This is a genomic window from Caulobacter sp., from assembly GCF_035254145.1.
Classification (GTDB): Bacteria; Pseudomonadota; Alphaproteobacteria; order Caulobacterales; family Caulobacteraceae; genus Caulobacter.
The window spans coordinates 1-25,210 of record NZ_DATFAV010000042.1; the positions used below are offsets into that span (position 1 = coordinate 1).

Here is a 25,210-nt window from a genome sequence, read left to right on the forward strand (position 1 = left end):
GCGCCGGTGGCGCAGGCCGTCACGACCGCGTGGTTGGGCCCCTTGAAGCCGTACTTGATCGAGACCTGGCCCGAGATCAGGTTGATCAGGGCCGAGGAGATGAAGAACGGGCTGACCCGACGCGGGCCCTTGGCTTCCAGCTCCAGGGCGGTTTCGGCGATCGTCGACAGGCCGCCGATGCCCGAGCCCAGGATGACGCCCGTGCGCCAGCGCTGTTCATCGGTCTCGGGAACCCAGCCCGAATCCTTGATGGCCTCGTCGGCGGCGGCGACGCCGTAAAGAATGAAGTCGTCCACGCGCTTCTGGTCGCGCGGGCTCATGGTCTGGTCGGGATCGAAGCTGCCCTCGACGTCGGGACCGCCGCCGCCGCGTCCGTCGACGCGCGGGACCTCGCAGGCCACCTGGCAGGCGTAGTCGGTCGGATCGAAGGCCGTGATGCGGTTCGCGCCCGACTTGCCGGCGAGAATGTTCTTCCAGGTGACGTCAACGCCCTGGCCCAGAGGGGTCAGCAGGCCGATACCCGTGACGACGACTCTACGCATGGATCACTCCCAAACCTTCGATGCGGGACGTGGAATGTGGGGAAGACCCCTGCTCCGCGCCACCGGCGAATCTCGGCCTCAAACGAAAACCGCCGCGCGCACGATGGCAAGAGCCCGTGCGACGCGGCGGAAATGGTCAGGTTCGCTCGCGCGAACTCGACGCCTCTTAGGCGGTCTTTTCCGTGATGAACTTCACGGCGTCGCCAACCGTCTGGATGTGCTCGGCGGCGTCGTCCGGGATTTCGATGTCGAACTCCTCTTCGAACGCCATCACCAGCTCAACGTTGTCGAGGCTGTCGGCGCCCAGGTCATCGATGAAGGAAGCCTTCTCGGTGACCTTCTCGGGATCGGCATCCAGGTGCTCGATGACGATCTTACGCACGCGCTCGAGAATGTCGGACATTCTGTTCAGTCCCTCGTTATGAAATTTCGGCCCGCGAACAGGGAGGCGAAAGCCGCTCTATCCGCAGGAATTGTCGGGCACCGCCTATCACGTTCCTTTTCGGCTTACTAGCGGGTCGCCGAAGGAACGGGGCGGTCTAGATCATGGCCATGCCGCCGTTCACGTGCAAGGTCTGTCCTGTGACGTAACCGGCGTCGTCGCTGGCCAGGAAAACGCACGCGGCGGCGATATCGCTCCCCTCGCCCAGCTTGCCGGCGGGAATCGTCGACAGGATGCCGGCCTTCTGCTGCTCGTTGAGGGCGTCGGTCATAGGGCTGGCGATGAAGCCCGGAGCCACGCAGTTGACGGTGACGCCGCGGCTGGCCAGCTCCTGAGCCAAGGCCTTGGAGAAGCCGATCATGCCAGCCTTGGAGGCCGCATAGTTGGTCTGGCCGGGGTTTCCGGTCACGCCGACCACCGAGGTGATGCCGATGATGCGACCGGCGCGGCGCTTCATCATGCCCTTGGCGGCGGCGCGCGACAGGCGGAAATAGCCTTCCAGGTTCACCTTGATGACGGTGTCCCAGTCCTCGTCCTTCATGCGGACCAGAAGGCCGTCGCGGGTGATTCCGGCGTTGGCGATCAGGATGTCCAGCGGCGCGCCGGCGGCTTCCTCGGCCTTGGCGACCAGGCCGTCGACCTGCTCGGGATCCGAAAGATTGGCCACGACGGTCGAGGCGCGCTCGCCAAGCTCGGCCTTCAGCTCGCTCAGGGCCGATTCGCGAGTGCCCGAGAGGACGACGTGGGCGCCCTGGGCGTGCAGGGCGCGGGCGATGGCCCCGCCGATGCCGCCCGTGGCGCCGGTGACGAGGGCGGTCTTGCCGGTCAGATCGAACATTTGGGTTGTCTCCCAGTGTCATCCCGGCCCCAGAGCCGGGATCGCCGGAAACGCCGGCGCGTGTTGCGGTCCCGGCTCCGCGCGCTTCGCGCTGGGCCGGGATGACAGTTTCTAAAGCGAGGCCGCGAAGGCTTCGAGATCGGCGGGTGTGTTCAGCGGGGTCGCCTCGGCGTCCGGGGCGATGCGCTTGGCCATGCCCGACAGCACCTTGCCGGCGCCGGCCTCCGCGAAACGCGTGACCCCGCCCTGGGTCGCCAGCCAGGTCATGCTCTCGCGCCAGCGCACCCGGCCGGTGACCTGCTCGACCAGCAGCTTGCGGATGACGTCCGGGTCATGGACCGGGGCGGCGGTGACGTTGGCGACCAGCGGCGCGCGCGGGGCGATGATGGTGGTGCGAGCCAGGGCCTGCGCCATCTCGTCGGCGGCCGGCTGCATCAGCGGACAGTGGAACGGCGCGGAGACGTTCAGCGGAATGGCCCGCGCGCCCAGCTCCTTGGCCTTCTCGATCGCCTTGTCGACGGCGGCCTTGGCGCCGGAGATCACGACATTGCCGTTGTTGTTGTCGTTGGCCACGATGCAGACGCCGACTTCCGAACCGGCGGCGGCGGCGGCTTCGGCCAGGGCCAGGTCGGTCTTGGGGCCGATCAGCGAGGCCATGGCGCCCTCGCCCACCGGCACGGCGCGCTGCATGGCCTGGCCGCGCAGCTTCAGGAGGCGCGCGGTGTCGGCCAGGGTGATGGCGCCGGCGGCGGCCAGGGCCGAATATTCGCCCAGGCTGTGGCCGGCGACGAAGGCGGCCTTGTCGATCCCGACGCCGAACTCCTTCTCCAGGACCCGGGTCACGGCCAGGCTGACGGCCATCAGGGCCGGCTGGGCGTTCTCGGTCAGGGTCAGGTCGCCCTCGGGACCTTCCTTCATCAGCGAAAACAGCTTCTGGCCCAGGGCGTCATCGACTTCCTGGAACACCTCGCGGGCGCTGGCGAAGGCCTCGGCGAGGTCGGCGCCCATACCGACCGACTGGCTGCCCTGGCCGGGGAAAATGAAGGCGATGCTCATGATGGCCCGCTCCGTCTTTCTAGATTCAAGGCCGGGAGGGTTAGGGGAAAGGTCCCTGGTGGGCAAGTGCGAGGGGTACGACCACCCAAGGCTTGCATTCAACGCGGCCACGTCCAAAGTGCCCCGGCCCGCGTATCAGGACCATCCATTCCCCTTCGGAGTCGCGCCATGAAAACCGTTCTCGCCGGTGTCGCCGCCGCCCTCGCATTCGCGGCCGCCTCGCCCGCCCTGGCCGCCCTGAAGGTCGGCGACAAGGCTCCCGATTTCAGCGCCAAGGCCGCACTGGCCGGCAAGGACTTCGACTTCAAGCTCTCCAAGGCCCTGAAGAAGGGTCCGGTGGTGCTTTACTTCTTCCCCGCCGCCTACACCGCCGGCTGCACGGCCGAGGCTCACGAGTTCGCCGAGGCCACGCCCGAATTCGAGAAGCTGGGCGCCACGGTGATCGGCGTCACGGCCGGCAATGTCGACCGCATCAAGGACTTCTCCAAGGAGCACTGCCGCGACAAGTTCGCGGTCGCGGCCGCCGACAAGGCCCTGGTCAAGAGCTACGACGTGGCCCTGATGGTGAAGCCGGACTGGTCGAACCGCACCTCGTACGTGATCGCGCCGGACCACACGATCCTGATGTCCTACACCGACGGCAACTTCCAGGGCCACGTCACCCAGACCATGGACGCGGTGAAGGCCTACAAGACCAAGAAATAGCGAGCCTTTTGCGGTTCCGGACAGCCGCGCGGGTTGAGCCTCGCGCGCGCTGGAGGAGATGATCGGCCATGACCGATCTCGCTCAAATGGAACTGGCGTTGCGCGGCGTCGCCGTCGGGGCTTTCGCCGCCACCGGCATATCGCTGGCCGCCAGCCGCAAGATGACCCCGACACGCTGGGTCGGCGTGCTGATGATGGTCTGCGCCATCGCCCACGTCTTCGAGAGCCACTTCTACTACACCGAGGGCCGGCATTTCAGTCAGGTGACCTGGGCCCTGGCCGCGTCGGCCGCGGGCGTCTTCTGGCTATTCTGCTCGGTGCTGTTCGAGGACGAGCCGAGGATCCCGGCCTGGCGCTACGCGATCCCCGGCGCGGCGCTGACCCTATGGTTCATCGGCGCGGTGCTGCCCGCCTCGCCCGTCCGCGCCGCCGTCTGGTGGTCGTTCGCGGCCTATTCGCTGGTCCTGCACATCCACATCATGCTGATGGCCTGGCGCGGCTGGCGGATCGACCTGGTGGAGCGCCGCCGCCATCTGCGCGCCCCGATCGCGGCCGCGGCCACGGCTTACATGTTCATCCAGACCCTGTGTGATTTCGGTCTTGGTCATGGCCCGGTGCTGCCGAGCATGGTCCAGACCGTGACCCTGGCCATCCTGGGTGTCGGCTCGGCCCTGGCGCTGCTGCGCGCCGAGCCGGTGCTGGTTCAAGCCGCGCCGGCCGCCGGCGAACTTGCGCCGCCCAAGCCCGTCGAAACGCTCGATCTCACCCCCGCCGACCGCCTTGTCCTGGCCCGCCTGGACAGGGCCATGAACGAGAACGAAGTCTGGCGCGGCGAGGATCTGTCGATCGGGACCCTGGCGGCCCTGATCGGCGCTCCGGAGCATCGGCTGCGCAGGCTGATCAACGGCGTGCTGGGCCACCGCAACTTCGCCGACTACGTCAACGGCCGGCGGATCGCGGCGGCCAAGGTCGCCCTGGCCGATCCCGAGCAGGCGCTGAAGTCGGTTTCGACCATCGCCTACGAACTGGGCTTCGCCTCGCTGGGACCGTTCAACCGCGCGTTCCGCGCCGCCACGGGCGTCACGCCGACCGCCTGGCGCCAGGAGGCGACCCCGTCCACGCCCCGCCTGCGGCTGGTCGAAACCGGCGAAGGCGCGCCGAAAGCCGACAAGCGGGCCTGATTTCGCGAACGGCGAGACGCGGGGCCGTCCGACCGCTGACCTGGCGTGGTCCCACCGCCCAGGAGCCGTTCATGACCTCCGAAATCCTCGACACCCTCGCCGCCTTCGCTCGCAACTGGCTGGACGGCGTCCAGCACGACGTCACCCGCTACGTGATCTTCTCGGTCGGCGTCTGGCTGACCCTGTGGGTCGTGCTGGCCGTTCCGCTGGCCGGCCGCAAGATCCGCGACAGCCGTCCGCCCGCCCGCCAGCTGCTGATCGAATTTCTGACCTCGATCCGCTCGGTCATGGTCTTCTCGACGGTGAGCCTGTTGACCTTCGCGCTCTTCCGCGCGGGCCTGCTGCCAGGGCCCGACATCGCCAGGGGTTGGGGACCGGTGTGGTTCTGGACCAGCCTCGTTCTGATGATCGTCGCCCACGACGCCTGGTTCTACTGGACGCATCGGCTGATCCACGACCGCCGCCTATTCCGGCGCTTCCACCGGCGGCATCACCGGTCGAACAACCCCTCGCCGTTCACCGCCTACAGCTTCGACCTGGGCGAGGCGGCGATCAACGGCGTCTTCGTGCCGCTGTGGGTGATCCTGGTTCCGACCCCTTGGCCGGTGGTCGGCCTGTTCATGCTGCATCAGATCGTCCGCAACACGATCGGCCATTCGGGCTACGAGCTGTTCCCCGCCCGCAAGGACGGCCGGCCGCTGATCCCCTGGCTGACGACCGTCACTCACCACGACCTGCACCACGCCCAGGCGGGCTGGAACTACGGGCTCTATTTCACTTGGTGGGACAAGCTGATGGGCACCGAGAACCCGAACTATCTAAAGCGCTTCGCCGAGGTCACCGCCTCCAAGCGCAAGGTCATTAAGGCTACCAGTTCGCCTTCACCAGCTTGACCATCAGGCGGCTGTCCTGCACCCGCCATTCGTCGCGGGTGTTGGCGGCGCGCAGGCTGACCGTGAACTCGGCGGGGATGTCGAACGGCCGGGTCAGGCTGAAGTCGACGCCCTCCTCCCCCGTCGAGCCGCCGCCGAACGCGATAGAGCCGATCGGCCGGCCTTCCAGGGTCAGGGAGGAGCGAAGGTTGGCGCGGGCCACCGGGATCTTGCCCGGCACCGCGATCGCCTGGCTGGCGTCCATGTCCATCGAGACCCGGACATAGTTGGCGCGCGGCAGCAGGCCGAAGCCGAACATCCGGGACATCGATGAGCGGACCTTGGCCTCGTTCTGGTTCCACGAGGCGCCCAGGGCCAGGGCGCGCTGGCCGACGCGGTCGCCGTCGGGCTTCTGCGTCAGGTTCAGGTCGAAGTCGTAGGTGGGGTTCTGGATCGTGCCGGCCGTCTTGACCGTCAGAGCGACCTTTTCGGTGTCGGTGGAGAGATCCAGCGGCAGCGCCGCCGAATAGCCCGCGAACCGACCATCCTTGGCCGAGACCGACATGGCCGGCTTCTGGATGAGCTCGGCGCACGCCGGACCGCCGATGGCCATGGCCATCGCCAGCGCGATCGTGAAGCGTCCCGTCATCCCCATACTCGCCTGCTAGCATACTTGACCTTGAGGATGAACCCCACGTCGAGCATTCGTATGATGAACCGTAATGGCGCCCGATTTCACGCCAAAAGCCCTGTGAGCCTTGCCTTTCACCGACATCTCCTGTAGTAGCGCGCGTTCTCACGGAAGGCGGTCTTGCACGCACCCATCCGGGACCGGGGATTTCCCCGCTCGGCTTGCAGGATCCATCGTGGTCGACGGACTTCCGTCGTCGCCCGCGCCGCCTTCCACAACGGAAGAAGGAAAACATGGCGTTCTACGAACACGTGGTCATCGCGCGGCAGGACATCTCGCCGCAACAGGCCGAAGCTCTTAACGAGCAACTGAAGACCCTCATCGAAGAGAATGGCGGCCACATCGCCAAGATCGAGTACTGGGGCCTTCGTAACCTCACCTACCGCATCAAGAAGAACCGCAAGGGCCACTATTCCCTGCTCGCGATCGACGCCCCGGCGCCGGCCGTGAAGGAAATGGAGCGTCAGCTGCTGATCAATGAAGACGTTCTGCGCTTCATGACGATCCGCGTCGAAGAGCTGGACCTGGAACTGTCGCCGGTTCTGGCCCGTCGTGACCGTGGCGATCGCCCGGAACGTCCGCGCGAAGACTTCGCGCCCCAGGCCCAAGCGTAAGGGAGAGAGAAGATCATGACCGATACGACCGCTCCCGAAGCCGGCGCTCCGGCCGCCGCCGCTGGCGGCGCCCGCCGCCCGTTCTTCCGTCGCCGCAAGGTTTGCCCGTTCTCGGGCGCCAACGCGCCGAAGATCGACTACAAGGACGTGAAGCTGCTGCAGCGTTACGTTTCCGAACGCGGCAAGATCGTGCCGTCGCGCATCACCGCGGTGTCGGCCAAGAAGCAACGCGAACTGGCCAAGGCCATCAAGCGCGCCCGCTTCCTGGCTCTGCTCCCCTACGTCGTGAAGTAAGGGAGACGCCACGATGAAAGTCATTCTGCTCGAACGCGTTGAAGGCACCGGCGTCCTCGGCGACGAAGTCACGGTGAAGGACGGCTTCGCCCGTAACTTCCTGCTGCCCCGCGGCAAGGCCCTGCGCGCCACCAAGGCCAACCTGGCCACGTTCGAGGCGCAACGCGCCGAGATCGAAGCCCGCAACCAGAAGAACCGCGAAGCCGCTGGCAAGAACGGTGAAGCGCTGGACGGCACGCAATACGTCCTGATCCGTCAGGCTGGCGAAAGCGGCCAGCTGTATGGTTCGGTCGCGGGTCGCGACGTCGCCGACGCCATCAAGGCCGAAGGCGGCAAGGTCGACCGCTCGATGATCGTGCTGGACAAGCCGATCAAGACGCTGGGCGTCCACGAAGTGAAGGTGAAGCTGCACGCCGAAGTGACCATCACGGTCACGCTGAACATCGCGCGCAGCGCCGACGAAGCCGAGCGCCAAGCGCGCGGCGAAAACGTGATCAACTCGCAGTTCGAGGAAGATCGCGCGGCCGAAGCCGAAGCCGCCCAAGACATGGCGGAAGGCGGCGCCGGTTCGTTCGAAGGCGACCACTACGAAGCCTAATCCCGTCAGGGATCGGAGCTTTTGCTATGAAACGGCGCGGAGCGATCCGCGCCGTTTTTTTCTGCGCCGCAGCGCAGAAATGTTCAGCTTGTGTGCAAGTCGGCGAAATCCCATGCTCGCTTGGGGGCGAAAAAGACCCCCGCCTCGGGCGCGAGGACGCATGTCCCGCCCCCGGCCACGAAAGGGGATTTCTCATGCGTTACAGAGCCTTGCTGCTTGCCGCCGCCTCGCTGACGGCCTTTTCCGCCACCGCCCACGCCCAAACCGCCGCGCCCGCCGACGATTCCACGGTCGAACAGATCGTCGTCACCGGCACGCGCGTCGCGCGCTCGCGCCTGGACACCGTCTCGCCGGTCGACGTCGTCGACAGCAAGGCGCTGACCCGCCAGGGCACGCCGGAACTGGCCCAGGCCCTGGCCAACCTGGCCCCGTCGATCGACTTCCCGCGCCCGGCCGTCACCGACGGCACCGACTCGGTGCGTCCGGCCACCCTCCGCGGCCTGGCGCCCGACCAGACCCTGGTGCTGCTGAACGGCCGCCGCGCCCACACCTCGGCCCTGGTCAACATCAACGGCTCGATCGGCCGCGGCTCGGCCCCGTTCGACCTGAACACGATCCCGACCGCCGCCCTGGCGAGCGTCGAAATCCTGCGTGAAGGCGCCGCGGCCCAATATGGCTCCGACGCCATCGCCGGCGTCATCAACCTGCGCCTGCGCGAGGCCAGCAGCGGCGGCGGCGCCACCGCCAGCTACGGCGTCTACAACACCAAGATCAAGACGACCCGCAACACCGCCGGCCGCAAGGCCGACGACGGTCCGGTCTACAGCGCCTCGCTGTGGCAAGGCTTCGCCCTGCCCAACGACGGCTTCCTGACGGTCACGGGCGAGTACTCGTACCGCAACCCGACCAACCGCTCCGATCTCGACCCGCGAGTCACGCCCAACAAGGTCACCGGGATCTATGGCGACCCGCAGGTCGAGACCAAGACGGTCTACGCCAACTTCGGCCTGCCGCTGAACGAGGCCTGGAAGCTGTACGGCCTGGCCGGCTACCAGAACCGCAAGGGCGAGAGCGCGGCCTTCCCGCGCCTGGCCGACAACGCCAACAACTACGTCTCGGTCTATCCGAACGGCTACATCCCGAAGATCACCACCGATATCGACGACTACAACCTGGCCTTCGGCGCCAAGGGCGAGGTCGCCGGCTTCACGGTCGACGCCTCGGTGAACTACGGGAACAACAAGGTCGCCTACGGCACCATCAACTCCCTGAACGCCTCGCTTGGCCCGTCCTCGCCGACGCGGTTCAAGGACGGCTCGATGCAGTACGGCCAGACGGTCGCCTCGCTCGACGTCACCCGGCCGCTTGAGCTCTTCAGCTTCGCCAAGCCCAGCACCCTGGCCTTCGGCGCCGAATATCGTGACGAGAGCTACAAGATCCGGGCCGGCGAAACGGCGTCCTGGGTCAATGGCGGCAACGGCAAGGGCGCCGGCGCGCAAGGCTTCCCCGGCTTCCGCCCGACCAACGAAGTGGACGTCAGCCGCAACTCCAAGAGCCTCTATCTCGACCTCGACAACCAGATCACCGACAAGTTCGATGTCGATCTGGCCGTCCGCTACGAGGACTATTCGGACTTCGGCTCGACGACGACCGGCAAGATCGCCGCGCGCTACGACCTGACCGACAGCTTCGCCGTCCGCGGGGCCTATTCGTCGGGCTTCCGCGCCCCGGCCCTGCAGCAGCAATACTTCACCACCACCTCGATCAACATCATCGGCGGGGCGGCGGTGGACGTCGGCACCTTCCCGGCCACCAGCGCCACGGCTGCGGCCCTGGGCGCCAAGCCGCTGGAGCCGGAGAAGTCCAAGAACTACTCATTCGGCGCGGTCTTCCACAAGGGCCCGTTCGAGCTGACGGTGGACGCCTACCAGATCGACATCGACAACCGGATCGTGCTGTCGGAGAACATCCAGGGCTCGGCCACCGGCACGGCGACCCAGAAGGCTATCTACACCCTGCTGCAGCCGTTCGGCGTGACCACGGCCCGCTTCTTCATCAACGGCGTCGACACCAAGACCAAGGGCGTCGACATCGTGGGCCGCTATCGCCTGGACACCGAGCAAGCCGGTCGTTTCGACCTGACCCTGGCCGCCAACTTCAACGACACCAAGGTCCAACGCGTGCCCACGACCAGCACGCTGTCGTCCCTGCCCGTCCCGCCGGCCCTGTTCTCCCGCGTCAACGTCGCGATCTTCGAGGAAGGCACGCCCGACAAGAAGTTCGTGGCCAGCAGCGACTGGTCGAACGGCCCTTGGGGCGCGACGCTGAAGGGCGCCTTCTACGGTTCGGTGCTGGTGCCCAACTCGAACCAGACGCTGGACTATCGCACGGGCGAAAAGTCGGTCTGGGATCTGGAAGGCCGTTACACCTTCGCCCAGAAGGTCACCTGGGCGGTGGGCGTGAACAACCTGTTCGACACCTATCCGAACAAGGCGCCGGCGGCGGTCAACACCACCGGCGTGGTGGGCTTCCCCAGCTTCTCGCCGTTCGGCTTCAACGGCCGCTTCCTCTACACGCGCCTAGCCTACAACTGGTGATCGGCTAGCCTAAAACCGGTGCAAACGTTTGGGCGCGGAGAGCGATCTCCGCGCCCTTCTTCTAGGCGTCTACGTCAGGAACGGACGCCATCAAAAGCCCGTGCGCTTGCACTATCCGGGGCCAAGAACATACACAGAATATCCCCGTTCATCTGAGTCGCCGGGCCAACTCGCCCGCGCGTCCGAGCCTCCGTCGCGTTAACTTCCGATGATGTCCCTGGTACCCGCGCTCGACCTGCGTCCGCCGATCGAAGAGCCCACGATCAACGTGGCGCCCCACAACATGGAAGCCGAGCAGGCGCTGCTCGGGATCCTGCTGTACGACAACGCCGCCTACGAGCGCCTGACCGACAGCCTGCAGGCGCGCTGCTTCTACGAGCCCTTCCACCAGCGGCTGTTCCAGTCGATCGAGACCCACGTCCGCAAGGGCCAGTTGGCCGAGCCGATCCTGCTGGCCGACGAGTTCAAGAAGGACCCCGCGTTCGAGGAGCTGGGCGGCCTGCGCTACCTGGCCGACCTGGTCGACCGCGCTCCGCCCGCCGCCAACGCCGGCGACTATGCGCGGGTCATCTTCGATCTCTCCCTGCGCCGCGAACTGATCCGCATCGGCGGCGACATCGCCACGGCCGCCCAGGGCGGCGGCGAGGAGAAGCGCTCGGCCCGCGACCAGATCGAGAGCGCCGAACAGAGCCTCTACAGCCTGGCCGAAAGCGGCGCGGCCTCGTCCGGCTTCGTCAGCTTCGGCGACGCCCTGCGCGGCGCGGTCGAGATGACGGCCGAGGCGTACAGCCGCGACGGGGGCATGTCGGGCCTCGCCACCGACCTGATCGACCTCGACCAGAAGATCGGCGGCCTGCACCCCTCCGACCTTGTCGTGCTGGCCGGCCGCCCGTCGATGGGCAAGACCGCCCTGGCGACCAACATCGCCTTCAACATCGCCAAGAAGTACGCCTACGAAATCCAGCCGGACGGCACGAAGAAGACCGTCCAGGGCGGCGTCGTGGCCTTCTACTCACTGGAAATGAGCGCCGAGCAGCTGGCCCTGCGTATGCTGGCCGACGCTTCGGGCGTTTCGGGCGACCGTCTCCGCAAGGGCGAGATCGACGCGTCCGAGTTCGGCCGGGTCCGCGACGCGGCCATGGAGCTGCAGGAGGCGCCGCTCTATATCGACGCCACCGGCGGCATCTCGATCGCCAAGCTGACCGCGCGCGCCCGTCGCCTGAAGCGCCAGGTGGGTCTGGACCTGGTCGTGGTCGACTACCTGCAGCTGGTCACCGGCTCCGATCTCGGGGCCAACGCCAACCGCGTGCAGGAAGTCTCGCAGATCACCATGGGCCTGAAGGCGCTGGCCAAGGAGCTGGCCTGCCCGGTCATCGCCCTGTCGCAGCTGTCGCGTCAGGTGGAAAGCCGCGACGACAAGCGGCCCCAGCTCTCCGACCTTCGGGAATCGGGCTCGATCGAGCAGGACGCCGACATGGTCTGGTTCGTGTTCCGCGAGTCGTACTACGTCGGCCGCGCCGAGCCGCGCGAAGGCACGCCCGAGCACCTGACCTGGCAGGAGGAGATGGACAAGCTCCAGGGCCTGGCCGAGGTGATCATCGCCAAGCAGCGTCACGGCCCGATCGGCACCGTGCGCTTGTCGTTCAACAGCGACACCACCCGCTTCGGCAACCTGGCCCGCGACCACTACTTCGCCCAGGCGCGGAACATTCCGGACGAGTGATCGGCGCCCGGCTGTTTGACTCCGCCCACTTCTCCAAGCCACCGTCGCCGCCTCGCCACCCAAGCCGACGAGTCGCATGAACTTCAGCCCGCCGCCCACCGAGAGTCTCGTCGGCGCATTCCTGCTGGCGTTCCCGGCGCTGTTCTCGATCGTCAATCCCGTCGGCGCTTCGCTGATCTTCCACCAGGCGATGGCGGGCCGCACGCGCGAGGAGCGCCGTAGACTGGCGCGCCAGATCGCCTTCTACGCTTTCCTGGTGCTGCTGGGCTCGCTGCTGCTGGGCGGCTACATCCTGAACTTCTTCGGCGTCAGCCTGGGCGCCCTGCGGGTGGCGGGCGGGCTGGTGGTGGCGATCCGCGCCTGGGGCCTTCTGATGGACCCGCAGGAGAACGAGGACCGCAAGACCAGCCAGACCGAGCCGGCCCAGACCCACGAAGACGTGGCCTTCTTTCCGCTGACCATGCCGTTCACGACCGGTCCCGGCTCGATCTCGGTGGCGATCGCCCTCTCCTCCCAACGCCCGACCGAAGGCAGCGCCGTGGCCCCGTTCTTCATCGGGGCGAGCCTGGCCGCCGCCCTGGTGGCGATCATGGTCTGGGGGCTCTACAGCGCATCCGGCCGGGTCATGCGGTTGCTGGGTCCGGCTGGCGCGCGGGTGCTGTCGCGACTGGTCGCCTTCCTCCTGCTGTGTATCGGCGTGCAGATCATCGCCTCCGGCGCGGAGAACCTGGTGGCGCGCTTCATCGCCACGCACCACGGTTAAGGCGTTGAACGCTTCGGCCGCGTCGGCTACGCCCTGGCGCGTGACCGACCTTTCCGAAGCCCGCCTGACCATCGACCTCGACGCCGTCGCCGCGAACTACGCGGTGGTGAGGAAGGCGGCGGACGGCGCCGAAGCCGCGCCGGCGGTCAAGGCCGACGGCTACGGCCTGGGCGCGGCCCAGGTGGCCGACCGGCTGTGGGCGGAAGGCGCGCGCGGCTTCTACGTCGCGCGCGCGGCTGAAGGCCTGGCCCTGCGCGAGGCGCTCGGCGATCGTCCCGCGACCATCTATGTCCTGGACGGCGTCACGCCTGGCGCGGCGGGCGCTCTGGAGGCCGCGCGCCTGACGCCGGTGCTCAACAGCCTGCCGCAGATCGAGGCCTGGAACGCCCAGGCCCGTAGCGGACGGCTGAAGGCGGCCCTGCACGTCGACACCGGCATGAACCGTCTGGGCCTGCGCCTGGAGGAGGTCCGCGTCCTGCTGGGCTCGATGGATCGCCTCAAGCACGTGGAGATCACCGAGATCGTCAGCCACCTGGCCTGCGCCGGAACGCCGGAGCATCCCCTGAACGCCCGGCAACTGGAGCGTTTCCGCGAGGCGGCCGAGCAGTTTCCCGACGCGAAAAAGAGCCTGTCGGCCTCCGCCGGCGTCTTCCTGGGGCCGGACTATCGGTTCGATCAGGTCCGTCCCGGCATCGCCCTCTACGGCGGCGGACCGTGCGACGTGCGCGATCCACGCTTGTCGACCGTGGCGACGCTCGAGGCGCCGATCCTGCAGACCCGGGTCGTGCCCCGTGGCGAGAGCATCGGCTACGGCGCGGTGTTCACCGCCGAGGACACTCTGCGCGTGGCCGTTCTGGCGGTCGGCTACGCCGACGGCGTCCAGCGCGCCAGTTGCCCACGCGGCCAGGTCTGGTTCGACGGCGCGCGCCGCCGCATGCTGGGCCGCGTGTCGATGGACCTGATCGCCGTGGACGTCACCGACTGCGACGCCGCCCGTCCCGGGGCGATGATGCAGATCATCGGCCCCGACATGTCCATCGACGACGCCGCCGCCGCGGCCGGGACCACGGCCTATGAACTGCTGACCCGCATCGCCCCTCGCGCGCGCCGGATATACCGTTAAGCCCACGTCCGGCTTTGGCGCACCGGCGCTGCAGCCTGTAGTCTCCCGTCATTCGAGAATCAGGAGACCTCATGGCCCGCGACGGCGCCGTCTACGCCTGCCAGTCCTGCGGCGCGGTCCAGACCAAATGGTCCGGCCAGTGTCCCGCCTGCCAAAGCTGGAACACGCTGGTCGAGGAGGTCGGCGCCAAGCCGCCGGGCGCGTTGTCGACGACCAAGGCCACCCGCGTGCGCGGCCTGCAGTTCACCGGCCTTGAGAGCGAGACCGCCCCGCCGCCGCGCATCCTGACCGGCGTCGACGAGTTCGACCGGGTCTGCGGCGGCGGCGTTGTGCCAGGCTCGGCCCTGCTGATCGGCGGCGACCCCGGCGTGGGCAAGTCCACCCTGCTGCTGCAGGTCTGCGCCAGCGCCGCCCTGCGCGGCGTCTCCTGCGCCTACATCTCCGGCGAAGAGGCCGTCGAACAGATCCGGGGCCGCGCCGACCGCATGGGCCTTGCGAAAGCCAATGTCAGCTTGGCCGCCGAGACCGCCCTGCGCGACATCCTGGATGGCCTGAAGCGGGACAGCTTCGACCTGGTGGTGATCGACTCGATCCAAACCCTGTGGAGCGACGCCCACGAGGCGGGTCCTGGCACGGTCACCCAGGTTCGCGCCTGCGCCACTGAACTGGTGCGCCTGGCCAAGAAGAAGGGCGTGGCCATCCTGCTGGTCGGCCACGTCACCAAGGACGGCCAGATCGCCGGTCCGCGCGTCGTCGAGCATCTGGTCGATGCGGTCCTCAGCTTCGAGGGCGAGCGCGGCTATCCGTTCCGCATCCTGCGCGGCGCCAAGAACCGTTTTGGGGCCACCGACGAAATCGGCGTCTTCGAGATGGGCGACGTCGGCCTGCGAGAGGTCAAGAACCCCTCGGCCCTGTTCCTGAACGAGGGCGGCGAGCGGGCGGCCGGCGCGGCGGTGTTCGCCGGCATCGAGGGCTCGCGGCCCGTACTAGTGGAATTCCAGGCCCTGGTCGCGCCTTCCGCGTACGGAACGCCGCGCCGCGCCGTCGTCGGTTGGGATTCCGGGCGCCTGGCCATGGTCCTGGCCGTCCTTGAATCCCGATGCGGCCTTGGTTTTGGCGACAAGGACGTCTATCTGAACGTCGCCGGCGGCCTGCGCATCACCGAACCGGCGGCGGACCTCGCGGCGGCGGCGGCCTTGGCCTCCTCCGCCCTGGACGTCGCCCTGCCCCAGGACTGCGTCGTGTTCGGCGAGGTCAGTCTGTCGGGCGAAGTCAGGCCCGTCAGCCGGATGGAGACACGCTTGAAGGAAGCCGCGAAACTGGGATTTGGCCGGGCGCTGGGACCGCTCGCCGGCCTGCCTGAAGGCGGCGGAGCCCTGCCGGTGGCGGGGGTGGCGCGTCTGACCGACGCCGTCCGGCGGATCGGCGACGAGATCTGGACCAGCCTGACGTGACGCCCTTCGACATCATCGCCGGCCTGCTGCTGCTGATCTCCGGCGTCACCGGTTGGATCCGCGGGGCCTCGCGCGAGCTGACATCGGCCCTGTCCTTCATCTTCGCCGCCGCCATCGCGCTGTTTGGCCTGCGGATCAGCGGACCGATCTTCCGCAAGCTCATGGACCCCGACTGGGCGGCGACGGCCGCCGCGGTGCTGGTAGTCTTCGTCGTCTTTTTCCTGATCTTCCGCCTGATCGGCGGCCGCTTGACGGCTAGCCTGCAGGACAGCTCGGCCGGAACGCTGGATCGCGGCGTCGGCGCGACCTTCGGCCTGATCCGCGCCTGCGTGGTGCTTGGCGTCTTCAACCTGCTGCTGCACCTAGCCACGCCGCCGGATCGCATGCCGCGCTGGGTCGAGGATTCGCTGTTCTATCCGTTGTCGGAAGCCAGCGGCGAAGTCCTCAAGGTCTTCGCCCCGAAGGGCAAGGCGCTGGCGGGCAAGCTGGCGCCGGCGATCAAGGAAGCCGTTCACGAGGGCGGCGACAATACGTCCGGCGAGAAATCGTCCGGAAAAGGCTATGATGGGAACCAGCGTCGGAATCTCGACGACCTGGTGGAGAAATCGCGATGAGCTTCCTGGGCCAGTCGACCGACCGCTACTCTTCCGCTTCCTGGCGCGATCCCGAGGACGACACGCTGCGGCTGGAGTGCGGCGTCTTCGGCGTGTTCGGCACGCGAGACGCGGCGGCCATCGCCGCGCTGGGCCTGCACGCCCTGCAGCATCGCGGCCAGGAAGCCTGCGGCATCGCCGCCTTCGACGGCGGCCGCTTCCACACCGAACGCCACATGGGCCACGTCGGCGACGCTTTCACCGGCCCCGACCTGGTGCAACGCCTGCCGGGCAACATGGCCATCGGCCACACCCGCTATTCCACTGCAGGCGGCAGCGGCATCCGCAACGTCCAGCCGATGTTCGCCGATCTCGAGACCGGCGGCGTGGCCATCGCCCACAATGGCAACCTGACCAACTTCCTGACCCTGCGCGATCGTCTGGTGCAGGAAGGCGCGATCTTCCAGTCGACCTCGGACTCGGAAGTGATCCTTCACCTGATCGCCCGCTCGCGTAAGGCCAAGATCGTCGACCGCTTCATCGACGCCATCGGCCAGATCGAGGGCGGCTACGCTCTTGTCGCCATCACCAACAAGAAGATGATCGGCGTCCGCGATCCGCTGGGCATCCGCCCGCTGGTGCTGGGCGACCTGGACGGCAAGCCGGTCCTGGCTTCGGAAACCTGCGCGCTGGACATGATCGGCGCCCGGTTCGTGCGTGATATCGAGCACGGCGAGATGGTGGTGATCGAGGAGACGGGCGTCACCTCGTCCAAGCCTTTCCAGACCACGGCCGCGCGCCCCTGCGTGTTCGAGTACGTGTACTTCGCCCGCCCCGACAGCGTCGTGAACGGCCGCTCGGTCTATGGCGTGCGCAAGCGCATGGGCCGCAACCTCGCCAAGGAGACCGGCGTCGAGGCCGACGTCGTCGTGCCGGTGCCCGATAGCGGCGTGCCCGCGGCTCTTGGCTTCGCCCAGGAGAGCGGCATCCCGTTCGAGATGGGCATCATCCGCAACCACTATGTGGGCCGCACCTTCATCCAGCCCACGCAAGGCGTCCGCGAGCTGGGGGTGCGCATGAAGCACAGCCCCAACCGCGCGATCCTGGCGGGCAAGCGCGTGGTGCTGATCGACGACTCGATCGTGCGCGGCACCACCTCGCTGAAGATCGTCCGCATGGTCCGCGAGGCCGGCGCCAAGGAGGTCCACCTCCGCTCGGCCAGCCCGCCGATCAAGTGGCCCGACTTCTACGGCATCGACATGCCCGAGCGCGAACAATTGCTGGCGGCCAACAAGTCCCTGGAAGAGATGGCCAAGTTCCTGGAGGTCGACTCGCTCGGCTTCCTCTCGGTGGAAGGCCTCTATGACGCCCTCGAAGCCGGTCCCCGCGACCCGGCCGCCCCGCAGTTCACCGATCACTACTTCACCGGCGACTATCCGACCCGCCTGACGGACCGCGAAATCGCCGAAGGCCGCAACGAGGCCAATGACAGGCAGCTTTCGCTGCTGGTCAGCGCCTAAGTCGACCACCTGATGGGTGTGAAGAGCGTACTCGAGAAGCTGAAGCTCGAGCCCTATGTCATCGCCTTGTTCGGCATGGTGGTGCTGGCCTCGATCCTGCCGGTGCGGGGCGAGGCCGCGCACGGCCTGTCGATCGTCGTCAAGCTGGCCATCGCCCTGCTGTTCTTCCTGCACGGCGCGAAGCTCTCGCGGGAGTCCGTGGTCGCGGGCGTGACGCACTGGCGGCTGCACCTGCTGATCCTGGCCTTCACCTTCGTGATGTTCCCCATCCTGGGCCTGGTCATCAGCAAGACCGGCGTACTGCCGCCGACCCTGGCGGCGGGGATCCTGTTCCTGTGCTGCCTGCCCTCGACCGTGCAGTCCTCGATCGCCTTCACCTCGATCGCGCGCGGCAATGTCGCCGCCGCCGTGGTGGCGGCCTCGGCCTCGAACCTGTTCGGGATCTTCATCACTCCGGTCCTCGTCGGCCTGCTGATGCACACCCAGGGCGGCGCCTCGGGCGGCTGGAAATCGGTCCAGGACATCGTCGTTCAGCTGCTGCTGCCGTTCATCGCCGGCCAGCTTGCGCGGCCGCTGGTCAGCGCCTGGATCACCAGGCACAAGGGCTTGATCGGCTATGTCGACCGAGGCTCGATCCTGCTGGTGGTCTATTCCGCCTTCAGCGAGGCCGTGGTGGGCGGCATCTGGCATCGGATCTCGCCGCTGCAACTGGTGGTCCTGCTGGCCGTCTGCGGTGTTCTGTTGGCCATCGTCCTGACCGCCACCACCTTCGGCGCGCGCGCGCTGGGCTTCTCGCCGGAAGACGAGCGGGCGATCACCTTCTGCGGCTCCAAGAAGAGCCTGGCGACCGGCGTGCCGATGGCCGGCATCCTGTTTCCCGGCCCGACCGCCGGGATCCTGGTGCTGCCGCTGATGATCTTCCACCAGATCCAGCTGATGGCCTGCTCGGTCATCGCCCAGCACTACGCCAAGAAGGCCCGGGAAGCCGAGGCTTAAGGGTTTCCCACGGTTTCCGTTTCACCTCCCCTGCTCTAGAACGCGCCCCATGACTTCCGACTCCCAAAAGCCGCTGGCCGGCCGCATCGCCCTCGTCACCGGCGCCACGCGCGGCATCGGCGAGGCGGTCGCCCTGGGCCTGGCCAAGGCCGGCGCCCATGTCATCGCGGTGGGACGCACCCAGGGCGCGCTCGAAGCGCTGGACGACGCCATCCTGGCCGCCACCGGCGAGCGCGCCACCCTGGTTCCGCTGGACCTGCGCGAGCCCGATGGCCTGGACCACCTGGGCGCGGCGATCCACCAGCGCTGGGGCAAGCTGGACATTCTGGTCGGGGCCGCCGGCCTGCTGGGCCCCCTCACTCCGGTCAGCCATCTAGAGCCCAAGGGCTGGGACATGGTGCTGTCGACCAATCTGACGGCCAACTGGCGCCTGATCCGCGCCATGGACCCGCTGTTGCGCGCCTCGGACGCCGGCCGGGCCCTATTCTTCTCCAGCAGCGTCGCCCGCACGCGCCCGGCTTTCTGGGGCGTCTATGCCGCCACAAAGGCGGCGCTGGAGGCTATCGTCGACGTCTATGCCGACGAGATGGAGAACACCGCCGTCCGCGCGTTCTGCGTCGATCCCGGGGCCATGCGCACCAAGATGCGGGCCGGCGCCTTCCCGGGCGAGGATCCCAAGACCGTGCCCGCCCCCGAGACCATCGTCCCGTTCGTCGTCGATCTGGTCCGTCCCGATCGCGAGCCGCCCAAGGGCGTCGTGCGCTTCAAGGACCGCGGCCAGGAATCGCCCAGCATCGACGCCTGAAATCGATTCGCACGCGCCGAGAGATCGGCGGGCCGCGCCTGCCGCCTGGGTTGTTTGAGCCCGCCAAATGCCACCCTGAATCGCCAAGATCGAACACAGTTCGATGACATTCAGCGCGCGGCCGTTAGAATTAGCGGCTCGTTAACGAAACACGCCCGAGACCTTGCGACCTAATGTCACGCAAGCTCAAGGACCTCATCGATGGCGCTGTTCTCCTTCAATCGCGAAGACAGCGATGTCTCTGGCAAGCTGAGCGATCTGCAGGGCATAGTCGACGCCATCCAGAGATCTCAGGCGGTCATCGAGTTCAACCTCGACGGCTCGATCATCACGGCCAATGATAATTTCCTGAAGACCTTGGGATACACGCTCGGCGAGATCCAGGGGCAGCGGCACAGCATGCTGGTCGACGCCGCCTACGCCGCCAGCGCCGAGTATCGCGAGTTCTGGCGGCGGCTGAACGCGGGCGAGTTCTTCGCCGACAAGTTCCGTCGCGTGGGCAAGGGCGGCAAGGAGGTCTGGATCCAGGCCTCGTACAACCCGATCTTCGACAAGAACGGCAAACCGACCAAGGTCATCAAGTTCGCCGCCGACATCACCGCCGTCGAGGCCGAGCGCCGCCAGGCCGAGGCCGAGCGCGAACAGGTGCGTCAGGAACAGGAGCACGTCGTCTCGGTCCTGGCCCAGAGCCTGGACCGACTGGCGCGCGGCGACCTGACGGCGCGGATCGACGCGCGCTTCGACGGCCGCTATGAGCAGCTGAAACAAGACTTCAACGCCGCGATCGACAGCCTGAAGGACGCCATGAGCGCCATCGCCCAGTCGGCGCGCAGCATGGAAAGCGGCTCCAACGAGATCGCCAGCGCCTCGAACGATCTGTCCAAGCGCACCGAGCAGCAGGCGGCCAGCCTGGAGGAGACCGCCGCGGCCCTCGACGAGATCACCGCCACGGTGAAAAGGAGCGCCGAGGGCGCCCAGCAGGCCTCGACCGCCGCCGCCGCCGCCAGCACCGACGCCGACCGCTCCGGCGAGGTGGTCCGCGAGGCCGTCGCCGCCATGGGCGAGATCGAGAAGTCGTCCGGCCAGATCACCCAGATCATCGGCGTCATCGACGAGATCGCCTTCCAGACCAACCTGCTGGCCCTGAACGCCGGGGTCGAGGCCGCTCGTGCGGGCGAAGCGGGTCGTGGCTTCGCGGTCGTGGCTCAGGAAGTCCGCGCCTTGGCTCAACGTTCGGCGGACGCGGCCAAGGAGATCAAGACCCTGATCGCCAGCAGCACCGCCCAGGTCGAGCGCGGCGTGCGCCTGGTGGGCGACACCGGCCAGGCCCTCTCCGGCATCGTCGCCAAGGTCGGCGAGATCAACGGCCTGATCCGCGAGATCGCGGTGTCATCCCAGGAGCAGGCTACGGGCCTGAACCAGGTGAACGCGGCGGTCAATCAGATGGACCAGGTGACCCAGCAGAACGCCGCCATGGTGGAGCAGGCCAACACCTCGTCAGCCTCGCTGCGCGGCGAGGCGCTGGACCTGGCCCGGCAGGTTTCTCGGTTCCAGGTCGGCGCGGCCTCCCAACGCCCCGAAACGGCGCAGGCCGAACGCCACGCCCCAGCTCGCAACCCGGTCGCCGAGCAGCAGGCGCGGCTGCAGGCCTTCGCCCGACCGGGTTCGGCCGCGACCGCTGCGGCCCCGGCGGCCGACTGGGACGACCTCTAGCCCTCAGCGCCCTTTAGGCCGGCCAGGACCCGTGTTGCCGCGCACCGTCCGCGAGCCGGCCGTCGGACGGCGCGGGCCGGCGGCCTTGCCGCCCGCCGCCTTGGCGCCGACCTTGTAGCTGGGCGTGGTCGAGACCTTCTTCTGGACCTTGGGACCCAGTTTCTTGATCGGCTTGACGGCCGCCTTGCCAGGCTCGGCGGCGGTCTCGACCGCCGCCGTATCCTTATGGGTAACCCTGGGCGCGGTCGGCGCCTTCTTCTTGACCGGCTGCTTCACGGTCGGATCGGGCAGCCCCGCCTCGGCCGCGGCCTTGGCGGCGGCTTCATCGGCCAGGCGCTTGGACTTCTTGACCGTATTGCGCGAGGCGCGGATGCGTTCCTCCTCGCGCTCCCGGCGCTCGAACTCACGCTTGCCGCGACCGCTGTGACCCTTGGCCTCGCCGTCGGCATAGGGATTGGCGCCCGACTTGATGGTGATGCGTAGCGGCACGCCCGGCAGGTCGAAACTCTCGCGCAAGGAGTTGATCAGATAGCGCCGATAGTGGTCGGGCATCTGGTCGGCGCGGCTGGAGAACAGCACGAACGTCGGCGGACGGGCCTTGGTCTGGGCCATGTACTTGGGCTTCACGCGGCGACCGCTGACGGCGGGCGGCGGGTGGCGCTGCATGGCCATCTGCAGCCAGTCGTTCAGGTCACGGGTCTTGACCTTGGTCGACCAGTCCTTGTGAATCTTCAACACGGCCGGCATCAGCTTGTTGACGCCGCTGCCGGTCTCGCCCGACAGCGCCACCACCGGCGCGCCGCGCACCTGGGGCAGCATGCGCTCGGCATGCTCGCGGAAGGCGGCCAGGGTCGCGGCCTGGTCCTCGACCAGGTCCCACTTGGCCAGCACGAAGACCAGGGCCCGCCCTTCCCGCTCGGTCAGGTCGGCGATCTGCAGGTCCTGGATTTCGAACGGATGGGTGGCGTCCATCACCAGCACCACGACCTCGGCGAAGGTGATGGCGCGGATGGTGTCCTGGGTGGAGAGCTTCTCCAGCTTCTCCTGCACCTTGGCCTTCTTGCGCAGACCGGCGGTGTCCACGAGGCGGACCTTCTTGTCGCCCCAGATCCAGTCGACCGAGATCGAGTCGCGGGTGATGCCCGCCTCGGGGCCGGTCAGCAGGCGCTGCTCGCCGATCAGGCGGTTGATCAGGGTGGACTTGCCCGCGTTCGGACGGCCGACGATCGCCAGGCGGATCGGCTTGTCCTCGTCTTCCTCGTCGCCGGAATACAGCTCCTCGGGAACGGCGGCCAGCATGGCGGCGTAGAGTTCGGCCATGCCTTCGCCGTGCTCGCCCGAGATCGGGATCGGCTCGCCCAGGCCCAGCTTGTAAGCCTCGCCGATGCCCGATTGGCCGGCTTTGCCCTCGGCCTTGTTGGCGGCGATGATGACCGGCTTGCCACGGCGGCGCAGCAGGGTGGCGAACACCTCGTCCAGCGGCGTGACGCCCTCGCGGGCGTCGTAGATGAACAGCGAGAGATCGGCTTCCTCGATCGCCAGCTCGGTCTGGGCGCGCATGCGCGCTTCCAGGCTCTCGTCGGCGACGTCCTCGAAGCCGGCGGTGTCGATCAGCTGCAGGTCGAGGTCGCCCAGGCGGCCCTCGGCGTAGCGGCGGTCGCGCGTGACGCCCGGCTGGTCGTCGACGATGGCCAGCTTCTTGCCGGCCAGACGATTGAACAGCGTGGACTTGCCCACATTGGGCCGGCCGACGATGGCGAGTTTCAAAGGCATGCAGGTCCAGTAGTCGATTTTGGCCTTCACCGCAAAAGCGACGGCCCGGGATGGCGCTCACCATCCCGGGCCCGAAGGCGTTTGATTGTCTTTCCGGCCCCGGCGAAGGGGCCGAAGGATCAGCGGATGGCGACCAGTTCGGCGTCGTCCGTGACCAGGTAAATCATGTTGCCGACCGCGATCGGATTGATCAGGACGGGCGAGCCGATCTTCAGGGTCTTTTCCTTGGCGCCGGTCTTGGCGTTCAGGGCGACAGCCTGACCGTCGCTGGAGACCGTGATCAGGCGGCCGTTGGCCAGGATAGGCGTCGACCACAGGCGCGGGTGCTTGGCGCGTTTCTTCTTCTGCTTCTTGCTGAGGTTGGCGCTCTCGTTGAGGTCCTGGATCCAGTAGACCGAGCCATTCTCGCGGGAAACGCAGATCACCTGGCCGGCCTTGTCGACGACGTAGACGACGTCACCGGCCACCCAGGGCGTGGTGATGGCCGTCACCGGCAGGCTCCAACGCGCCTGGCCGGTGCGCAGATCGGTGGCGGCGAACACGCCCGAGTGGCTGACGGCGAAGACGTCGCCCTTGTAGATCACCGGACGCCCGGGGATGTCGCGGATCTCGGACAGGGCGTTGGTGCGGCTGGCGCGGCTGAGCGCCTCGCTCCACAGGTCGTTGCCGTTGGCGGCGCGCAGGGCCACCAGTTCGCCCGAGGCGAAGCCGGCCACCACGGTGTCACCGCTGACGGCGGGGGTCGAAGCCGCCAGGATCCGCGCGGGCTCGCTGAGGGCCTGGTAGGTCCAGCCCGGCGCGCCTGTGGCGGCGTCGTAGGTCAGGAGCTCGTTGTCGGTCGAAACCACGAACACGCGGCCGTCGACGACGGTCGGCGCGCCGTGGATCGGGGTCGTGCTCTGCTGCGTCCATCCCAGAGCGCCGGTCGCGGCGTCGATCTGGGCCACGAAGCGGAAGCCCGACGCGACATACAGCTTGTTGTCGGCGCCGACCGCGAGGCCGCCGCCGAAACCGAGGCGATCGTTCTTCTTGGGGATCAGGCCCAGGAAGCCGCCCTTCTTGGTCGCGCCGGCGGCCGGACGCAGGTCCTTGTGCCAGATCGTCGAGCCGGTCTTGGCGTCCAGGGCCGAAACATCGGCAGCGCCGTCCATGACATAGACGCGATCGCCTGCGGACACCGGCGGAGCGGTGACGTGGAACTTGCGCCCGCCCTTCTTGCCGAAGCCTCGCTTCCAGGCGATCTCGAAGGCCTTGCCCGCGTCGACATGCTCGATCGACTGCTCGGCGTTGCCGCCCGGCAGGCGCCATTCGGTCTGGGCGACCGGATCGGGCAGGAAGAAGTCGGCGCCCTTCAGCGATTCACTGGCCTCGACCTTCTGGTCGAAGGCGATGATCGAGATCCGCTGCCCTTGGCTGGCGGTCGACTTGTTCTTGTCGCTCTTGTCGAAGGGATTGAGCTTCGAGATCGTCGAGCAGCCGGTGACGGCCATGGAGGCCGACATCAGCGCCACCAGGGCGACGGAACGCTTGGAAATCATCAGGTGGCTCATTGGGCGGCGTTGGGTGCGGCGTTAGGGGCCCCGGGAGGCGGCAGCAGGCTGACGGGCGGCGTCGCCGGCAGGCTGGCGGCGGCCTTCACCGCCGCGGCCAGATCCTTGGCCGTGCCGGAGTCGATCAGTTGCATGGCCGCCTGGGCGCGCTGGCGCACTTCGTCGGAATTGTTGTCGAGCGAATTAGCCAGGACCACGAAGTCGCCACGCGCGCCGGCGACGTCGCCCGCCTGCAGCTTGGCGAAGGCCAGCGCCTCCTTGGCGTACACGCGGTACGGGCTCTTTTCCCCCGCCAAAGGCGTCAACCTCGACTCGATGTCCTTGTAGGACGCGGTGTCCATCAGGGCGAAGGCGGATTTGAGGCGGGCCAGATCGCCGAGCACCGGATCGGAAGCGGCCTTGGCGGCTTCGTCGAAATAGCCGACGGCCTCCTTGGTCTTGTTCTCCTCGAGGCGGATGTCGCCCATCTGCAGCAGAGCAAGGGCCTTGTAGCCGCGCGCGCCGCCGTCGGCGACGGCCTTGAACTGGCCAAAGGCCTTGGCCGGACCGTCCTTCTGAGCGGTCTCCAGCGCGGCTTGATAGCCTTCCGAGGCCTGGTTCGCCTGCTTGGTCTGGTAGGAGTTCCAACCCCAGTAGCCGCCGACGCCGATCACCGCGGCCGCCACGGCCGCCGCGACCCAAGGCAGCGACCTCACCGCGAGCGACTGATAGCGCTCCGCCCGAAGCTGTTCTTCGACTTCGTCAAAAACATCGACCACGAAAAGAGG

The 25,210-nt window shown here is 67.8% G+C and carries 24 protein-coding genes; 16 read left to right on the plus strand and 8 right to left on the minus strand.

Going from position 1 to position 25,210, the window contains the following annotated elements; all coding sequences use genetic code 11:
- From VJ655_RS02060 to fabD, 4 genes are all read right to left on the minus strand, one after another.
- Window positions 1-542 (minus strand): beta-ketoacyl synthase N-terminal-like domain-containing protein (locus tag VJ655_RS02060; RefSeq protein WP_324097737.1); only part of this gene is annotated, 542 nt, incomplete at its 3' end.
- 166 nt (window positions 543-708) lie between these two features.
- Window positions 709-945 (minus strand): acyl carrier protein, encoded by a 237-nt coding sequence (locus tag VJ655_RS02065; protein ID WP_004615098.1) that lies wholly within the window; start codon window positions 943-945, stop codon window positions 709-711.
- Window positions 946-1,081: 136 nt separating this feature from the next.
- Window positions 1,082-1,822 (minus strand): 3-oxoacyl-[acyl-carrier-protein] reductase, encoded by a 741-nt coding sequence (gene fabG / locus VJ655_RS02070; protein WP_324097741.1) that lies wholly within the window; start codon window positions 1,820-1,822, stop codon window positions 1,082-1,084.
- A gap of 111 nt (window positions 1,823-1,933) precedes the next feature.
- On the minus strand, window positions 1,934-2,878 hold the full coding sequence (gene fabD / locus VJ655_RS02075) for an ACP S-malonyltransferase (RefSeq protein ID WP_324097743.1): 945 nt from the start codon (window positions 2,876-2,878) through the stop codon (window positions 1,934-1,936).
- Between the two features lie 168 nt (window positions 2,879-3,046).
- Between fabD and VJ655_RS02080 the strand changes: the two genes are divergently transcribed.
- The 3 genes from VJ655_RS02080 to VJ655_RS02090 all read left to right on the plus strand — a co-directional run bounded on the left by VJ655_RS02080 (window position 3,047) and on the right by VJ655_RS02090 (window position 5,657).
- Complete coding sequence (locus VJ655_RS02080; RefSeq protein ID WP_324097745.1) at window positions 3,047-3,583, plus strand: peroxiredoxin; 537 nt, start codon at window positions 3,047-3,049, stop codon at window positions 3,581-3,583.
- Window positions 3,584-3,651: 68 nt separating this feature from the next.
- Window positions 3,652-4,764, plus strand: coding sequence for an AraC family transcriptional regulator (locus VJ655_RS02085; protein ID WP_324097747.1), 1,113 nt, complete (start codon window positions 3,652-3,654; stop codon window positions 4,762-4,764).
- Window positions 4,765-4,847: 83 nt separating this feature from the next.
- Complete coding sequence (locus VJ655_RS02090; RefSeq protein ID WP_324097807.1) at window positions 4,848-5,657, plus strand: sterol desaturase family protein; 810 nt, start codon at window positions 4,848-4,850, stop codon at window positions 5,655-5,657.
- Here VJ655_RS02090 and VJ655_RS02095 read toward each other — a convergent pair.
- On the minus strand, window positions 5,632-6,291 hold the full coding sequence (locus tag VJ655_RS02095) for a hypothetical protein (RefSeq protein ID WP_324097749.1): 660 nt from the start codon (window positions 6,289-6,291) through the stop codon (window positions 5,632-5,634). The two genes, VJ655_RS02090 and VJ655_RS02095, sit on opposite strands and share 26 nt — an antisense overlap.
- A 269-nt stretch (window positions 6,292-6,560) precedes the next feature.
- Between VJ655_RS02095 and rpsF the strand changes: the two genes are divergently transcribed.
- From rpsF to VJ655_RS02160, 13 genes are all read left to right on the plus strand, one after another.
- Window positions 6,561-6,941 carry a 30S ribosomal protein S6 gene (gene rpsF, locus VJ655_RS02100; RefSeq protein ID WP_099577449.1) on the plus strand — a complete coding sequence of 127 codons (381 nt, stop codon included), beginning with the start codon at window positions 6,561-6,563 and terminating at the stop codon, window positions 6,939-6,941.
- Window positions 6,942-6,956: 15 nt separating this feature from the next.
- Window positions 6,957-7,235 carry a 30S ribosomal protein S18 gene (rpsR, locus tag VJ655_RS02105; RefSeq protein WP_004615089.1) on the plus strand — a complete coding sequence of 93 codons (279 nt, stop codon included), beginning with the start codon at window positions 6,957-6,959 and terminating at the stop codon, window positions 7,233-7,235.
- Window positions 7,236-7,248: 13 nt separating this feature from the next.
- Window positions 7,249-7,833 carry a 50S ribosomal protein L9 gene (gene rplI / locus VJ655_RS02110; RefSeq protein WP_324097753.1) on the plus strand — a complete coding sequence of 195 codons (585 nt, stop codon included), beginning with the start codon at window positions 7,249-7,251 and terminating at the stop codon, window positions 7,831-7,833.
- 194 nt (window positions 7,834-8,027) lie between these two features.
- Window positions 8,028-10,430, plus strand: coding sequence for a TonB-dependent receptor (locus tag VJ655_RS02115; protein ID WP_324097755.1), 2,403 nt, complete (start codon window positions 8,028-8,030; stop codon window positions 10,428-10,430).
- Between the two features lie 208 nt (window positions 10,431-10,638).
- Window positions 10,639-12,153 (plus strand): replicative DNA helicase, encoded by a 1,515-nt coding sequence (locus VJ655_RS02120; protein ID WP_324097758.1) that lies wholly within the window; start codon window positions 10,639-10,641, stop codon window positions 12,151-12,153.
- Between the two features lie 76 nt (window positions 12,154-12,229).
- Entirely contained in the window at window positions 12,230-12,916 is a 687-nt protein-coding gene (locus VJ655_RS02125; protein WP_324097760.1) for a MarC family protein, read from the plus strand.
- Window positions 12,917-12,956: 40 nt separating this feature from the next.
- Window positions 12,957-14,039, plus strand: a complete 1,083-nt coding sequence (alr, locus tag VJ655_RS02130; RefSeq protein ID WP_324097762.1) for an alanine racemase — start codon at window positions 12,957-12,959, stop codon at window positions 14,037-14,039.
- 71 nt (window positions 14,040-14,110) lie between these two features.
- Window positions 14,111-15,493, plus strand: a complete 1,383-nt coding sequence (gene radA, locus VJ655_RS02135; protein ID WP_324097764.1) for a DNA repair protein RadA — start codon at window positions 14,111-14,113, stop codon at window positions 15,491-15,493.
- Window positions 15,490-16,107: a CvpA family protein gene (locus VJ655_RS02140; protein ID WP_324097765.1), complete on the plus strand. Its 618-nt coding sequence runs from the start codon at window positions 15,490-15,492 to the stop codon at window positions 16,105-16,107. The genes radA and VJ655_RS02140 overlap by 4 nt, the downstream gene beginning before the upstream one ends.
- A complete protein-coding gene (purF, locus tag VJ655_RS02145; protein WP_324097767.1) occupies window positions 16,104-17,606 on the plus strand; it encodes an amidophosphoribosyltransferase in 1,503 nt (500 codons plus the stop codon). The genes VJ655_RS02140 and purF overlap by 4 nt, the downstream gene beginning before the upstream one ends.
- Before the next feature lie 12 nt (window positions 17,607-17,618).
- Window positions 17,619-18,602, plus strand: coding sequence for a bile acid:sodium symporter family protein (locus VJ655_RS02150; protein WP_324097769.1), 984 nt, complete (start codon window positions 17,619-17,621; stop codon window positions 18,600-18,602).
- A 49-nt stretch (window positions 18,603-18,651) separates the two neighbouring features.
- On the plus strand, window positions 18,652-19,407 hold the full coding sequence (locus VJ655_RS02155) for an SDR family NAD(P)-dependent oxidoreductase (RefSeq protein ID WP_324097771.1): 756 nt from the start codon (window positions 18,652-18,654) through the stop codon (window positions 19,405-19,407).
- Between the two features lie 201 nt (window positions 19,408-19,608).
- Window positions 19,609-21,120, plus strand: a complete 1,512-nt coding sequence (locus VJ655_RS02160) for a methyl-accepting chemotaxis protein (protein WP_324097773.1) — start codon at window positions 19,609-19,611, stop codon at window positions 21,118-21,120.
- A gap of 3 nt (window positions 21,121-21,123) precedes the next feature.
- On the opposite strand, the gene der is transcribed toward VJ655_RS02160, so the two are convergent.
- From der to VJ655_RS02175, 3 genes are all read right to left on the minus strand, one after another.
- Window positions 21,124-22,893, minus strand: a complete 1,770-nt coding sequence (der, locus tag VJ655_RS02165) for a ribosome biogenesis GTPase Der (RefSeq protein ID WP_324097809.1) — start codon at window positions 22,891-22,893, stop codon at window positions 21,124-21,126.
- Window positions 22,894-23,012: 119 nt separating this feature from the next.
- The gene (locus VJ655_RS02170; protein ID WP_324097775.1) at window positions 23,013-24,443 is read right to left on the minus strand and encodes a PQQ-like beta-propeller repeat protein; all 1,431 of its coding nucleotides are present in this window, start codon (window positions 24,441-24,443) and stop codon (window positions 23,013-23,015) included.
- Window positions 24,440-25,201, minus strand: a complete 762-nt coding sequence (locus tag VJ655_RS02175) for a tetratricopeptide repeat protein (protein WP_324097777.1) — start codon at window positions 25,199-25,201, stop codon at window positions 24,440-24,442. Before VJ655_RS02175 ends, VJ655_RS02170 begins: the two co-directional genes overlap by 4 nt.
- Window positions 25,202-25,210: the final 9 nt, after the last annotated feature.